Genomic DNA, 14294 nt, shown 5'->3' with positions numbered 1-14294 from the left:
ATCATAATGGCTAAAGCGAATCAGGGTAATCCTGTTAAAGAAATTATTGCCGTACCTGCAGATGCACCTGTCTGGATTTTTAGTTTACTGACAGATTTTGACGTTGCCTTATTTATTTCGGGCAAGCACTTTCGTTTGTATGAAAAAATGGGTGCGCATCTTTTGACATTGAACGATACTGAGGGAACTTATTTTTCAGTCTGGGCTCCAAATGCGCAGGATGTTTATGTTGCAGGGGATTTTAATCAATGGCACGCCACCTCACACCGGTTGTATAAACGACTGGATGAATCGGGGATCTGGGAAGGCTTTATTCCTGAATTAGGAAAAGGAACAGTTTATAAATATTTTATCAAAGGATTTGACGGGAAAGATTATGAAAAGGGAGATCCTTTTGCGACCAGATGGGAGCATCCTCCTCAAACAGCTTCTGTAGTCTGGGATACTGAGTATAAATGGAAAGACAAAGCATGGCTGAAAAAGCGTCCTGTATTAAATGCACTGGATCAGCCCATGTCTGTTTATGAAGTCCACTTGGGTTCGTGGCAGCGCGACCCTTCAGAACCTGACCGTATATTAACTTATAAAGAAATAGCAAAAAGCCTTGTCCCTTATGTGCAGGAAATGGGCTTTACCCATGTGGAGCTGATGGATCATGGAATACCCTTATTATCCATCATGGGGTTATCAGATTACTGGATATTTTGCAGCCAGTTCAAGACATGGTACCCCACAGGAACTCATGTACCTGATTGAAGAGTTCCATAAAAATGATATTGCAGTAATTCTGGACTGGGTTCCTTCACATTTTCCTGGTGATGCCCATGGATTATTCCATTTTGACGGAACACATTTATATGAGCATGCCGATATGCGCAAAGGTTTTCATCCGGACTGGAAATCCTATATTTTCAATTATGACCGGAATGAAGTCAGATCTTTTCTGATCAGCAATGCGATGTACTGGTTAGACCAGTTCCATGCAGATGGCTTACGTGTGGATGCTGTGGCTTCTATGCTATATTTTGATTTTTCCAGAAAAGCTGGAGACGCAGCGACCAACGAATTTGGTGGTTCAGAGAATTTAGGGGCAATCCAGTTCCTTAAAGATCTGAATGAATCAATTTATACCAATTTTAAAGGTGTACAACTATTGCAGAAGAGAGCAGCACCTATCCCGGGGTAACACATCCGGTAAGTGAAGGAGGTTTAGGTTTTGGTATGAAATGGATGATGGGATGGATGAATGATACGCTTAAGTATTTCAAAACAGATCCTATCGACAGAAAATATAATCATCATCAGCTTACTTTCAGTATTACTTATGCTTTTTCTGAGAAGTTTATGCTCCCTTTTTCACATGATGAGGTGGTGCATGGTAAATCGTCTATGATTTATAAAATGCCGGGTGATGAATGGAGAAAACATGCCAATCTGCGTCTTTTATACGCCTATATGTTTACTCAGCCGGGAACTAAACTTCTTTTTATGGGCAATGAATTTGCACAGAATGGAGAATGGAACTTTACAAGATCTCTGGATTGGGATTTGTTGCGTTATAAATCTCATTCGGGAATGCAGACTTATGTGAAAGCACTGAATAAGCTGTATCGCACAGAGCCTGGTTTATATGATTTCAATTTTTTTCTCCGGAAGGTTTTGAATGGATCAGTGCTGACGACAGGGATCATTCTATTTACGTTTATACCCGTAAAGGGCATAAAGCGAAGGATACATTGATTGTGATCTTAAATATGACACCTGTTTACAGACAGAATTATAGAATAGGTTTGCCATTTAAGGCATCCTGGAAAGAGATCTTTAACAGTGATGATGTGGAGTTTTTTGGCAGTGGTAAACTGAATAAACAAGTTTCTTTACCGGAAGCTGTTAAGGCAGATGGGAGAGATTATTCTATTTCAATCAATATCGCACCCTTAGGAGCGATGGTATTGAAAACCGTATAAAAAGATGGAGATCTGGATAGAAACGGAAAGGTTAATACTCAGAGAATACAATGAGTCAGATTGGGAAGCAGTTCATGAATATGCAAAGAAGGAGGAGATTCTGATCTATGAGAACTGGGGACCAAACAGTGAAGCCGATACCAAAGAATTTATTGGAAATGTACTGGAGTCTAAAAAAATGGTTCAAGAACCAGTTTTGAATTAGCAATTGTATTAAAAGAAGAAGACCGGCTGATTGGAGGATGTGGTTTCAGATTTGATATACAGGAGGAACAGAAAGGGAATCTAGGGTATATCATTAATCCACAGTATTGGAGAAGTGGATATGCTGTAGAAGCAACAAAAGCCTTAATCCAATATGCAGCTACAGAATTAGGGGTGAAAACGATCGATGCCACTTGTGATATTTTAAATCTTGCCTCTCAGGCAGTCTTAAAACATTGTGGTTTTTTCCGGATCAGACTGATTAAGAAAGATTTTGAGATGAAGGGACGATTCAGAGATACATTTGTATACGAGAAAAAAACATTTGAAATTAAAGAGGGATTATCCCTCTTTAATTTATACCCTGAAAACAGCTATTACACTTGCTAATACGGTCAAAACCAGTAGGGTGAAATAAACGGGTTTCGGCAAAACCTTCCCGCTGTAAATGGCGCAGAGTACTGAGATCACCAGGAATATGCCTGTTTTTGGTATTACTTTATAATAGTTAATGGCCGGATATTTCAGGGCGACCATTAAAAGGCCGGTAATTAACAGGACGATGCCCAATAACAGGCCACTCTTATCTGTATATCGTTGTTCCCTGGGAAACAATAATATCAATTTTGATAAGAACAACAAAAAGGCGGTGAAGTGAACAAGCAGCGCGATATTGAAAATAACCATGATCTTTATTTTTTTTTTTTTTGAGCGTAAATAGTAAACACCGAAAACAAGACAAATAATGATAGCTGTCAGGTGCGGATAAAGCCTGCTCATTTCGTGATCGGGACGGGAATAAACAATGAACATGTCGGTCGCTGGAACAATGAAAGCACAAAGCAATATAATGCCTAATGCCCTGTATTCTTTGGTCAGCAAAAGAGCTGTTACAATAATTCCCGAAAAAATATCCCTGATGCCCTTAATGTAATGGAATGAAAAATTACCATTAACTGGCACCTTGATGCCAAAGGCTTCTTCCCGTAAGAGGAACGAGCAAAAAGCGCGAACCTATAAAGATCAACCCCAAGCCTGTTAATAAGATGATCCAAAATGCAATTGTTTCTACTGATTTTTTCATGATATTTTTTTTAATGTGATCTTACAAATCTCCTTAAATGCAAAAAGCTATTCATGCACCTGGGTTAATAAATCACAATCAGCCTCTTTTTCTCCACCAAAGCAAAAAGCCGGTGATGGATAGCAATCCAGGTAATAAACCGATTAAAACATAAGCTGCTTTAATAAAAACACCACCAAAATCTCCTGTATGTAAAGAGAAAAATGTCGCCTCTGTTTTATCCCACAAACTTTTTTCACTCAGTTTGTTTATAGCTGTCAGTTGCCCTGAGATGACATCAAAGGAAATAGAGTTTCCACCATGAAATAACACATTTTGGTCTTTTAATGAGCCATTTACTTTGAAGTTGCTACCTGGCTGTGTGGGCAGATAGACATTTTGCGGAATTAAATTAAATCAGGGAATTGTTCCTTAGCCTGGTTCAATAATTTTTCGAACGGCTGTTTAGCCAAAGTATTGACAGGGCAGGCGATGGTTTGTTTTTGCCAGTAAGTTTTATCCAAAGCAAACATATTCATCCAGAAACCTGTGAAAAAGATGATCAGGTTAAAGGCAAGCGCCCATACCCCAACTACACGATGTAAACCAGAAGCTATAGTGCTCCTGTTTTTCCATTTAATCCCTACCCTGAAAGTCAGTACCTTCCAGATATATTTCCGATAAATGATCAGGCCGGTTATCATTGAAATCAACATGGTAATTCCAAATATAGTTGCCATCAATAGCCCGGGAAGCCCTAATTGAAAACTCCAGTGGAACTGTATTAACCAATGCATGAAACCCGTGTTGAAATCTTTAAGATTTCCTGCTCTTATGACCGCTCCGGTATAAGGGTTCATGCTAACCATTCCCAAATCATAAGTACTGATCTTACCGTCATTCTGATAGAGCCTGAATTCATATGCTCTGTCAGGAGCTGCATCAGGATTAAGCCAGGCTATCCCTTTAATCTTCGGATGGCTGCGGGTAATTTTAAGATAAAAACTATCCAGCGGTAAACGTTTGCCTGCCGGCTTAACTGTTAATAGCTCTGAGTGGACGGCCTGATCTATTTCTTTTAAAAATACCAGGCCAGATCCGCTGATCCCTAGTAAAAGTAGAAATACACCAGTAATTAAGCCCAGCCAGCTATGTATCGAAAAAACCAGGACCCGTGTTAAATTTATCTTTCTCATTGAATCAGATAACTTATTCCTATTCTGTAATTCAATGGATCGCCCAGGCCACCGGTTACCGTACTTGACCGGCTACCCGTGAAATAACGTTTGTCTGTTAAATTATAAGCATTCAGCTGGACATTGTATTTTCCTCTGCGGTAGTTAACAGCCGCGTCAAAAACTGTATAGGATGGGAATACAAAATTCTGATTGCTGATCTGACCTACCTGATCACTTACATATATTACTCCTGCAGCCATACCAATCCCTTTAACCGCACCTTTTGTTACATTATATTTCAGCCATAAATTGGCGATATGTTTTGGCGCATTGTTAAAGCGGTCCCCTTTTTTACCCAATGTACTAGTACTTAAAATCACATGGTCGTTATAAGCATAACCAGCTATGATGTTAAAATTGTGAATCGTACCCGTAGCTGAAAACTCTATACCATTACTTCTTGTTCCTTTAAGCGCCTCCTGACGATGAGAGTTCTCTTCAGTTGGTGCTGAAGCCAGAATATTCGCATACCTGATCTGGTAAACAGAAACACTGGTAAAAAGTGCATTGTTAAAGAAATCTCCTTTATAACCAATTTCATATTGAGTAGCCCTGCGGGTAGGAAAAGGACCTCCTGATAAAGCATTATTAGACGTTTGTGGATTGAACGACTTTAAAAAGCTGGCGTAGAAAGAAATATTAGTAGCAGGTAAATAAACCAGTCCGGCGCGCGGAATAAATCCTGAAGCCTGTAATTCATCACCCTGTTTATTATCTCTGGCAGAAAGAGGTGTTTCTTTAGCATTGTAATTATCATAACGAAGGGAGAGCAATGCTTTTATCTTTTCACCAAGGCTGATCTGATCTTGTACATATAAACCAATAAGGCTGGTGATTCTTTTATTATCATCTGATTCCTGCGCTTTAACAGATTCGGCAGGTGGGTCATGACTATAATCAGGGTTGAAGATAGAAATGCGCATAGCGGGCTTGTATTGATAGTCATTTTTAGTCCAGCCATAACGGTTATAATCAACTCCGGTAATTATGTTATGTTTTAATAAACCTGTTTGGGTCCGGTATGATAAATAGGCTGTAGTCTGCAGGCTAAAACGGCTGGTTTCCCAATCCTGAAACCCGCGGCTAATAGAATCATTTCTTATTTTTCCTACCGGGATGTGATCCGTATAATCCAGTTTACTGTTTACGGCACGGTGTACGGCTGTTAGCTTTAGCTTTAGCTTATCATTAAATTGATGATTAAAAGTCAGCGTGGCAGATACATTGTCAGTTTTTCCATAATCTGTTGGACTCTGTACCGTCAGGTTATCCGGATAATAATTGAAATCAAAAGTTCCGTCAGGATTGGTACGGATATAGGTACCATTATCATATTGCTGATTGGTTTTTTGATGTGCATAATTGAGCTCTAAATTCAGATCAGTTTTACCGGAGAAAAGATAAGTAAGTGAAGGAGCGATAAAGATGTTTTCTTTATCCTGATAGTCCCTGAAACTTTTTGATTTATCATAACCGATGATCGCCCGGTAAAGCAGTTTCTTGTTTTTAGATAAAGGCCCTGTTAAATCAGCTGAGAGGCGCTTGAAATTCCAGCTGCCCATGGCAATATCAAATTCATATCTTTCTTTTTCCAGTGGTTTTTTAGTGACAAAATTGATAACTCCTCCTGGTGAACCTTCACTAAATAATGCCCCTGATGGTCCGCGCAGCAATTCTACATTTTCAATGTTATAAAGCAGAGGTTGCTGGCTCCACAGGTATAAATTTCCACGGATTCCGTTATACAAAAGGAAACTGGCATCGGTAGGGGAATAGGCTGTAAAACCACGGATACTAAAGGAACCACTTCCGTTATTGGCTTTCATTCCGGTAAATGAATTTGAAATCTCATTTAAAGTAAATGCCTGACGATCTTTGATTACCTGGTTCGAAACCACCTGTACAGATTGCGGGGTGGTTAATAAAGGAATATCCATTCTTGTAGAAGTACTGGAGTTTTTTACCTTATAATGGTTTTTAGCACCACTGATCGCAACTTCATTGAGTTCCTGTCTGCTCTTTGAAAGCTGAAAACTGAGCCTTAATTTTTTGCCAGGTTCAATGATAAGGTTTTGTCTTTTGGCTGTATAACCGACATTAGAAACGATCAGGATATAAGTGCCGGCAGGGATGTTCCTGAAACTGAAATTTCCATTTACATCAGTTGTGGTTTTAAGTCCGGTGTTTTTTGACAACATTAGCATTCGGAATGGGCTCATTGTCGAAAGAAACAATATTACCGTGTAAAGAACCTGATGGAGATTGCGCAGAGAGCTTGTGAACAGAGAGAAATAAAAATATAATAAGGAAAACATTGATTTTCATTTGTTTATGATTTGTTTTTACTTGTGATGAAGCTATCAGATTTTTACATCCCACTTTGTGGTTTGAAAAATCATGATGGTTTCATGTTTTTACAATTTTTGATTTGATATCAGTTTATACTAATGCCAAATCATACGTACATAATTAAAGTATATAACCAGCAAGAAGCCAATTATTCGCACTGCCAGAAATGCAGCACACAGATACCTTCTGAAAATATTGTTGTTCAATAAATACAACAGCATATCCGAACAGCATGATTTAATTCACGTTGCAGAGGAATTCAGGTATATCAATAAAAATTAAACGAGTTGCCCCTGTGGTGGTTTGAAAATATCGTTATGAAAAGCGGAAGGTTTGAAATCAAGATAGAACCTGTTGAAACTATCTATTTTTACGGCTAAAAGAAATTCAGTGACTTTGAGCCTGTTAAGTTTGCAGAAAAATAATACGTTCGTATTTTCCTGATTTTGATTTCTTTGTTTTTGTTCGTTTTCTTCAGCCTGTTTTAGTTTTTTAACTAAAATACATCTGCCATTACAGTGCATTTCAGGTCTGTTTTTATTCTCACAAAGTACAGATGAAATATAACGCTCATTCATTTTAAACGAAACCGTTACCCACAATTTGTTAAAGGATTGTGAGGCAATGATAAGGAATAATAAAATGCAGACTGATTTTCTCAATGAATGTGCTTTGAATATGGCGCAAATGTACTATTTTTTTGCCAGACGGGAGGGGACAACCTCAAAAGTTGCTTATTTAAACCGATTTATCATAATTATGCTTTTCGGGTGTAATGTTGTCCGTTTCAGGTGTAAAATACTTTTTAGCTTCTGACTAACTAAGCATTTTCGCATAACAGTTTTTTACAATGCTACGGTAATGCTTGGAAGGTCTAATTTTTTTAATATTAAAAAGTTAAGCGGAAGTCTGTCTTCTTCTCTGATTCTGAAACAGAATGCTTCAGCACTTTCCATTATCGGACTTTATGTAAATCTGGATAGATCGACCATTTTACCATTCTTCCCGATGTATTCTTACTGGCATAAATTCTCTAATAGTCTATGGGAAATGGATCTTTTACTTCCGCAAAAATTGATTGCCAGAAGATCAGGGGTGTTAGACGGCTGGCTGAGTACTGGTGTAGAGCTGACCAATAATTCTTTCTTTGTGAAGCAGGATGAGGAAGGAAAATATCGTTCGGGTAATTATGAATGGATTTCTAATGAGATCAACAGCTATGTTGGGTACGAACATATGCTTGGGAAAAGTTTCCTGTTTGGCGTTAAAGGGGGATATAGAAATACACTCACTACCCGCCTGATTAAAGTGAATGAGAATTTTAATGATTATAAATCCAGAACTAAAATAGGATCCACATTTTTTAATATGAATGTATCGTATGTTATACCGAATAGTAAACTGAGAGCCCCAAAGAAAAAATAAATGAAAGATCCTTTTTCGATCCTGACTATATTTGCCATGATGAAGACAAAGCTTCCAACTCAAAGTCTATTGAAAGTAAGCTGTTGTTTTTCCCTGGCAATAAGCTTGTTCTTATTTAGTTCTTCCTATATGGAAGGAGAGACTATTGAAGGCGCATTATGCAGATCAGTTCTGTTTTTCTTTCTGATGATGTTTATCAATATGGGTAATACAGGTTTGCTCGTAATTTTGAAGGAAACTAATCGCAACGGAGGCCGTAGTTGCACGGTGTCGTTTTATATTTCCAGTTTCGTGATGAGTATACTCGTCATGTGGATTATGTATGGTTTCCAGACTTATCTGATCCAGCAGGGGATCTCGGCGAAGACATTAGGTGTCAGAGTAAAGGGAGATGTTGTTTTTCTTTTTATACTGCGGTGCAGGGCGTATTTGTAAATTGTGTACTGCTGCTGTTGCAAAACTTTATTATCGTTCAGGACGCAAATAATAAAGCACAATTGGAGAATTCCCGTTTAAACGCGGCAAGTTCTGAGGCAGCACATCGATTATTGCAGCAGCAAATTCAACCTCATTTCCTATTTAATGCACTTAATATTCTTAAATCATTAATCAAAAAAAGAGCCCTGAAAGAGCAGAAGATTACTTGCTGCGGTTATCAGATTTTTTAAGGGTTTCTGTATCTGGTAATAAGGGTGGGCTGGCATCGCTCAGCGAGGAAGTGAAACTAGGAATAGATTACCTGGAAATGCAAAAAGTCAGATTTGGTGAAGCTTTGCGCTTTTCTTTTGAGATCAGAAAATCGGATGGGTTATTGCCAGTTTTTTCTTTGCAGCCACTTTTGGAAAATGCAATCAAACATAATGAACTTACCGATGCAGACCCGCTTACTATTGAAATAAAGCAAAATGGAGACTGGATCAGTGTAATTAATAATATTAAATTAAGGTCTGTAGCAGAACACTCTACTGGAAGCGGGTTAGCAAATCTTGCCGAAAGATACAAATTGTTGTCTGGTGATGAGATTGAGATCAAAGACGACGGTAAAACCTTTTCAGTTAGTTTAAAAATATTAGAAAATGAAGATCGTAATTATAGAAGATGAAAAGTTGACGGCTGAGGATCTTGCTGATGTGATTTTGAAATTGCAGCCGGATGCACAGTTGGTTGCTTTTTTAAGGTCTGTAAAAGAAGCCGTTGCGTATTTTGAAAATACCCCTGCGCCTGATCTGATCTTTAGTGATATTCAATTGGGGGATGGTGTGAGTTTTGATGTTTTTAAAACTGTAAATGTTGCTGCGCCTATAATTTTCTGTACGGCATACGACGAATATGCTTTAAATGCTTTCAAGACAAATGGTATTGACTATATCCTAAAGCCATTTACGGAAGCATCTATTGCTCAGGCTCTGAATAAATACCATTCTTTGCGCAGAGGCTTTTCTCCTGAAAAGATATCCTACGATGCAATTTTTGATCTTTTTGTCAGTAAGATGCCGCAAAAGACATCTTCTATACTGGTTAGCTATAAAGACAAAATTATACCAGTTAAAACAGATCATATTGCGTTGTTTTACATTGCGAATGAAGAGACTAATCTGTTGACTTTTGATCAGAAAACATATGTGCTGAATAAGAATCTGGAAGAACTGGAAAAACTATCGGGTGATGATTTTTTTTTTCAGGGTAAACCGTCAATACCTGGTCAATCGTAAAGCAGTAAAAGACGCTGCACATTTTTTTTCCCGTAAGCTGGTGATCAATCTTTTTGTTTCATTCAAAGAATCAATAACCATCAGTAAAGAAAAGACTCCTCAGTTTCTGGATTGGCTGGCTAGAAAGTAGTAATATTTGTAATTCATGTTTACCGGTCATTTCTGACTGTTCACCGTCTATTTTGTGCGTTTCGGCCTTAAATCTCTTTAAATAGTTAGCGTTATATCACATCTTTATATTAATGATTTCTACCCTGCAGTGGAAATGAGCAGACCGCTGTTTGCACGCTGATAATTTTATAAATCTTGAACTATTTAATTATAAATGATGAACGTGATTATTTTTAAAACTTCAGTCCAGGACAAAGATGATCTGGATTGTGTAAGGCCAGAATTAGATGCCTTTCTCGGGGAGAAGAACTGGACTTTTGATTTAGAAGATGTAGATAAGATTCTTAGAGTAGTGAGCCCGGTTCTTTGCACTATTGAAGTAGAACAATTATTGCTTGAACAAGGCTTTTTATGTATAGAAATGCCCTATTCTCTGGATGAGTTTAACGTTTAGAGACGGGACTGCTCCATAAAGATATAGAAATAAAAAAGGAATGATCCATGCAGACCATCCCTTTTCTGAAAAAATATAAACCGGTATGAGCGGGTTTTATTTTAAGTTTCCGTAGTACTCTACGAATTTAGCTAATGCAGAAGAAAGAATAGCCCCATTCGTTATCATACCATGAAACTACTTTTACGAAGTTATCATTCAATGCGATACCTGCGTTCGCATCAAAGATAGAAGCGTGGTCATCACCGATAAAGTCAGAAGAAACTACTTCATCCTCAGTGTAACCCAGAACACCTTTTAATTCACCTTCAGAAGCTGCTTTCATCGCGTCTTTAATCTGTTGGTAAGTAGCAGGTCTTTCTAAACGTACAGTTAAATCTACTACTGATACATCAGCAACCGGAACACGGAAAGCCATACCAGTCAATTTACCTTTAAGTGCAGGAATAACTTTAGTTACTGCTTTAGCAGCACCTGTAGCAGAAGGAATGATGTTAGAGAAACCACCACGTCCACCTCTCCAGTCTTTCGCAGAAGGACCATCAACAGTTTTCTGTGTTGCAGTAACTGCATGTACAGTACTCATTAATCCTTCAGCAATACCCCAGTTGTCATTTAATACCTTTGCGATTGGTGCAAGGCAGTTAGTAGTACATGAAGCATTAGAAACAACAGTTTGATCTGCTGTTAATTGAAGATGGTTAACACCCATTACATAAGTAGGGATTGAATCATCTTTAGCCGGAGCAGAAAGAACAACTCTTTTTGCTCCTGCAGTAATGTGTTTCTCTGCATCAGCCTGAGTTAAGAATAACCCTGTAGACTCAATAACAGTTTCAACACCTACTTCCTTCCATTTTAAGTTAGCCGGATCTCTCTCAGCAGTAATACGGATAGTTTTTTTCCGTTCACTACTAAATGTCCGTCAACTACTTCAATAGTTCCGTCAAAACGACCATGTGTAGAATCGTACTTTAACATATAAGCCATGTAATCTGGCTCCACAAGATCATTTATTGCAACTACGTTTAAACCTCTCTTTAATGCAGCTCTGAAAACTAATCTGCCGATACGGCCAAAACCGTTTATTCCAATTTTTGTCATTATTATTAATTTGAATAGTAATTAAGTAAATAAATATATATATATTGGTTTTTGGTAATCGTAGTAATTTCAAAACCGTTTTTCTTTGCTATTGCCCGCAAAAGGTCTTGAAAGTTCCCTGCTACTATACCTACAAAATGGACTTCCTCACCTGGATGAAGTTTCATTGTAGGCAACAGGTAAGTATCTATATAACGCTGAAAAGCGTCATTTATTAACTGTTGTATATATTCATGTTCCCTGTTCTCTATAAAGAAATCCAGGAAAGAACTCAGAAACTGCTGAGCCATAGTTTTTTTATAGACCTTGTCCAGTATTTCAGATCTGTTCAGGTCATACTTTTTACTGAATTTTTTCATCAGATCAGCGGGTAGTTTTTCCTGAAGATAATATTTCAGGATCATTTTACCCAGATAAGTAGCTGAGCCCTCATCACTGAGGATAAAGCCAAGGCCAAAATTATTCGGTTCAGGTTTGGTGCCATCAAAATATGCACAGTTTGCTCCGCTGCCCAGGATGCCCACAATACCACTTTTATTAAAACAAGCGGCTATAGCAGCGCCATATAAATCATCCTGAACAGTGATTTTGCTATGTTTAAAGAACATTTCTAAAGAGGCCACTAATTCATTCCGGCGTTCTAAAGATGTTGCTCCGGCTGCAAAAACATGAATTTTTTTAATCTGTTCTGCATTGTTGATCAGAATAGATTTTTTATTGAGTTGCTGTAATAATGACTTCTGATCTACAAAAAACGGGTTTATACCTGGCATACTACATTCAGCAATTGTTTTGCCGTCTTTAGCTATTTTCCACAGTGCCGTTTTTGAGCCGCTATATACTACCGCTATCATGTTAAATGGATAAAACTTTAGTCATTTCCAAAAGATCACTTTCTAGTTTAAAACTATGTTCTGTCAGCGCTTCGTCTAAAGTGGTTAACTTAATCTCGTTACCCCTTAATCCAACCATTTGCTGAGTGCTGCCTTTCAACAGTTCATTCACGGCTGCATAACCTAAACGGCTTCCTAAGATCCTGTCAAAACTACTTGGACTTCCTCCACGCTGCAAGTGCCCTAATATAGTGACCTTTGTATCATAATGGTTGAACTTTTCTTTAACATGTTTGGCAATGTCGTAAGCACCTCCTTGTTTATGGCCTTCAGATACAATTACAATGCTCGAAGATTTTTTTGTAGCCGCTCCGACTTCCAGCTGTTTGATCAGCTCGTCCAGACTTGTTGCCTTTTCAGGCAGCAATACAGCTTCAGCTCCACAAGCAATTGCACTTCTTAAAGCGATACAGCCCGAATCCCGGCCCATTACTTCAACAAAGAATAAACGGTCATGCGAATCTGCAGTATCTCTGATTTTATCTATGGCTTCAATAACTGTGTTAATCGCAGTATCGTAACCTAATGTAAAATCAGAACCGTATAAATCGTTGTCGATGGTTCCAGGAATGGCAATCACATTAATGTGATGTCTTTGCGCAAAACGACGGGCTCCGGTAAAAGTACCATCTCCGCCAATCACAACCAGTGCATCTATCTGATGCAGCTTGAGATTTTCGTACGCAAGATCCATGCCTTCGTCTGTTTTAAACTCTAAACAACGTGCCGTTTTTAGTACTGTTCCGCCTAAATGGATAATATTGCTCACTGAACGGGCATCCATAGGAATAATATTGTTAGTTATTAATCCTTGATAACCTTGCAAAACTCCAAACATATTTATACCATTGTAAATACCGGTACGTACAACTGCTCTTATGCATGCGTTCATTCCGGGAGCGTCACCCCCAGATGTCAATACAGCGATATTTTTTTTTGATATTTGGTTTCATGTGTTTATATTACGAATATACCGTGTAGATATTACACTAAGTAATTTATTTTGATTTATTTTATGTAAATCGCAAACAAGTATATTAATTTGCTTTAGTTTTTAAAAATTTAATGTTTTGAAAGAAGTCTTACCACAGCTTAATTCCACCTTCTCAATAGATTGTGTTTTGTTCGGATTTGATGAAGGAGAATTAAAAGTTCTACTGATTGAAAGGAATGAAGAACCTTTTAAAGATTGGTGGGCCCTTCCTGGATATCTTGTAAATGAGAACGAAAGTTTGGATCAGTCAGCAGCACGTATCTTGCATGAACTCACTGGTATAGAGAATGTTTACATGGAACAGTTCTATACTTTTGGCGATGTAGGCCGTCACCCTCAGGGGCGAATTATTTCTGTAGCTTATTATGCTATGTTGCGTTTGGGAGGGGACAAAGCCCTGAAGCCGATCAGCAATTATGCTAAACAAGCGCACTGGATTAATGTTAAAGAACTGCCTCCGCTGGCGTTTGACCATCAGAAGATCTTTGATCAGGGGCTAGAGAAAATTAAAAGAAGAATCAAACATCAGCCTATAGCTTTTGAATTACTCCCGGAAAAATTCACCTTAACGCAATTGCAGAATGTGTATGAGGTTATCCTGGGTAAAAAACTGGATAAGCGGAATTTCAGGAAAAAGATGTTAAGCTTTAACGTTTTAAAAGATTTGAATGATGAAAAGCAAAAAAAGGAGTTTCCTTTCGGGCGGCTACTTTGTATCGTTTTGACAAAAGAAAATATGGAAAGCTATTTGGAAAAGAAATCTCTTTTTAAATAGATGCA

Annotated in this window: 14 protein-coding genes and 4 pseudogenes; 10 read left to right on the top strand and 8 right to left on the bottom strand. The window is 38.0% G+C overall.

The annotated features are described in order from the left end of the window. Positions 1-6 precede the first annotated feature (6 nt). From glgB to ACWYN3_RS20905, 3 genes and pseudogenes are all read left to right on the top strand, one after another. A pseudogene (gene glgB / locus ACWYN3_RS20915) lies at positions 7-1967 on the top strand (1,4-alpha-glucan branching protein GlgB). A 4-nt stretch (positions 1968-1971) separates the two neighbouring features. After that, complete coding sequence (locus ACWYN3_RS20910; protein WP_456216201.1) at positions 1972-2172, top strand: GNAT family N-acetyltransferase; 201 nt, start codon at positions 1972-1974, stop codon at positions 2170-2172. Positions 2173-2174: 2 nt separating this feature from the next. Continuing rightward, positions 2175-2561: a GNAT family N-acetyltransferase gene (locus ACWYN3_RS20905; protein WP_456223095.1), complete on the top strand. Its 387-nt coding sequence runs from the start codon at positions 2175-2177 to the stop codon at positions 2559-2561. Here the strand turns inward: ACWYN3_RS20905 and ACWYN3_RS20900 are convergent. From ACWYN3_RS20900 to ACWYN3_RS20880, 5 genes are all read right to left on the bottom strand, one after another. Continuing rightward, positions 2529-3140: a DUF4267 domain-containing protein gene (locus ACWYN3_RS20900; RefSeq protein WP_456223094.1), complete on the bottom strand. Its 612-nt coding sequence runs from the start codon at positions 3138-3140 to the stop codon at positions 2529-2531. The two genes, ACWYN3_RS20905 and ACWYN3_RS20900, sit on opposite strands and share 33 nt — an antisense overlap. A gap of 193 nt (positions 3141-3333) precedes the next feature. Then, entirely contained in the window at positions 3334-3567 is a 234-nt protein-coding gene (locus ACWYN3_RS20895; protein ID WP_456216200.1) for a PepSY domain-containing protein, read from the bottom strand. A gap of 74 nt (positions 3568-3641) precedes the next feature. Further along, entirely contained in the window at positions 3642-4430 is a 789-nt protein-coding gene (locus ACWYN3_RS20890) for a PepSY-associated TM helix domain-containing protein (protein WP_456216199.1), read from the bottom strand. Beyond that, complete coding sequence (locus ACWYN3_RS20885; RefSeq protein ID WP_456216198.1) at positions 4427-6691, bottom strand: TonB-dependent siderophore receptor; 2265 nt, start codon at positions 6689-6691, stop codon at positions 4427-4429. Before ACWYN3_RS20885 ends, ACWYN3_RS20890 begins: the two co-directional genes overlap by 4 nt. Before the next feature lie 408 nt (positions 6692-7099). Then, positions 7100-7483, bottom strand: a complete 384-nt coding sequence (locus ACWYN3_RS20880) for a hypothetical protein (RefSeq protein WP_456216197.1) — start codon at positions 7481-7483, stop codon at positions 7100-7102. A 199-nt stretch (positions 7484-7682) separates the two neighbouring features. On the opposite strand from ACWYN3_RS20880, the gene ACWYN3_RS20875 reads away from it, so the two are divergent. The 6 genes and pseudogenes from ACWYN3_RS20875 to ACWYN3_RS20850 all read left to right on the top strand — a co-directional run bounded on the left by ACWYN3_RS20875 (position 7683) and on the right by ACWYN3_RS20850 (position 10523). After that, entirely contained in the window at positions 7683-8246 is a 564-nt protein-coding gene (locus tag ACWYN3_RS20875; RefSeq protein ID WP_456216196.1) for a hypothetical protein, read from the top strand. Next, positions 8247-8681, top strand: coding sequence for a hypothetical protein (locus ACWYN3_RS20870; RefSeq protein ID WP_456216195.1), 435 nt, complete (start codon positions 8247-8249; stop codon positions 8679-8681). Continuing rightward, positions 8663-9348, top strand: a pseudogene (locus ACWYN3_RS20865) (sensor histidine kinase). Before ACWYN3_RS20870 ends, ACWYN3_RS20865 begins: the two are co-directional and overlap by 19 nt. Then, positions 9323-9958, top strand: a complete 636-nt coding sequence (locus tag ACWYN3_RS20860; RefSeq protein WP_456216194.1) for a LytR/AlgR family response regulator transcription factor — start codon at positions 9323-9325, stop codon at positions 9956-9958. The pseudogene ACWYN3_RS20865 and the gene ACWYN3_RS20860 overlap by 26 nt, the downstream one beginning before the upstream one ends. Then, complete coding sequence (locus ACWYN3_RS20855; protein ID WP_456216193.1) at positions 9912-10088, top strand: LytTR family transcriptional regulator DNA-binding domain-containing protein; 177 nt, start codon at positions 9912-9914, stop codon at positions 10086-10088. The genes ACWYN3_RS20860 and ACWYN3_RS20855 overlap by 47 nt, the downstream gene beginning before the upstream one ends. A 195-nt stretch (positions 10089-10283) precedes the next feature. Further along, positions 10284-10523 carry a hypothetical protein gene (locus tag ACWYN3_RS20850; RefSeq protein ID WP_456216192.1) on the top strand — a complete coding sequence of 80 codons (240 nt, stop codon included), beginning with the start codon at positions 10284-10286 and terminating at the stop codon, positions 10521-10523. A gap of 96 nt (positions 10524-10619) precedes the next feature. Here ACWYN3_RS20850 and gap read toward each other — a convergent pair. The 3 genes and pseudogenes from gap to pfkA all read right to left on the bottom strand — a co-directional run bounded on the left by gap (position 10620) and on the right by pfkA (position 13463). Then, positions 10620-11627: pseudogene (gene gap, locus ACWYN3_RS20845) on the bottom strand (type I glyceraldehyde-3-phosphate dehydrogenase). A gap of 5 nt (positions 11628-11632) precedes the next feature. Continuing rightward, positions 11633-12481 (bottom strand): hypothetical protein, encoded by an 849-nt coding sequence (locus tag ACWYN3_RS20840; protein ID WP_456216191.1) that lies wholly within the window; start codon positions 12479-12481, stop codon positions 11633-11635. Between the two features lies 1 nt (position 12482). After that, positions 12483-13463 (bottom strand): 6-phosphofructokinase, encoded by a 981-nt coding sequence (pfkA, locus tag ACWYN3_RS20835; RefSeq protein ID WP_456223093.1) that lies wholly within the window; start codon positions 13461-13463, stop codon positions 12483-12485. 127 nt (positions 13464-13590) lie between these two features. Between pfkA and ACWYN3_RS20830 the strand changes: the two are divergent. After that, positions 13591-14285: pseudogene (locus ACWYN3_RS20830) on the top strand (NUDIX hydrolase). Positions 14286-14294: the final 9 nt, after the last annotated feature.

The sequence above is a fragment of the Pedobacter sp. NJ-S-72 genome (assembly GCF_053890575.1).
The sequence above is the reverse complement of the archived record's forward strand: the minus strand, read 5'-3'. Positions and strand labels throughout refer to the sequence as shown.

Bases quoted from the DNA above. Each gene is read 5' to 3' on its own strand.
- ACWYN3_RS20910 (WP_456216201.1), top strand. From the start codon at position 1,972: ATGGAGATCTGGATAGAAACGGAAAGGTTAATACTCAGAGAATACAAT.
- ACWYN3_RS20890 (WP_456216199.1), bottom strand. From the start codon at position 4,430: ATGAGAAAGATAAATTTAACACGGGTCCTGGTTTTTTCGATACATAGC.
- ACWYN3_RS20885 (WP_456216198.1), bottom strand. From the start codon at position 6,691: ATGAGCCCATTCCGAATGCTAATGTTGTCAAAAAACACCGGACTTAAA.
- ACWYN3_RS20875 (WP_456216196.1), top strand. From the start codon at position 7,683: ATGCTTGGAAGGTCTAATTTTTTTAATATTAAAAAGTTAAGCGGAAGT.
- ACWYN3_RS20870 (WP_456216195.1), top strand. From the start codon at position 8,247: ATGAAAGATCCTTTTTCGATCCTGACTATATTTGCCATGATGAAGACA.
- ACWYN3_RS20860 (WP_456216194.1), top strand. From the start codon at position 9,323: ATGAAGATCGTAATTATAGAAGATGAAAAGTTGACGGCTGAGGATCTT.
- ACWYN3_RS20855 (WP_456216193.1), top strand. From the start codon at position 9,912: ATGATTTTTTTTTTCAGGGTAAACCGTCAATACCTGGTCAATCGTAAA.
- ACWYN3_RS20850 (WP_456216192.1), top strand. From the start codon at position 10,284: ATGATGAACGTGATTATTTTTAAAACTTCAGTCCAGGACAAAGATGAT.
- ACWYN3_RS20840 (WP_456216191.1), bottom strand. From the start codon at position 12,481: ATGATAGCGGTAGTATATAGCGGCTCAAAAACGGCACTGTGGAAAATA.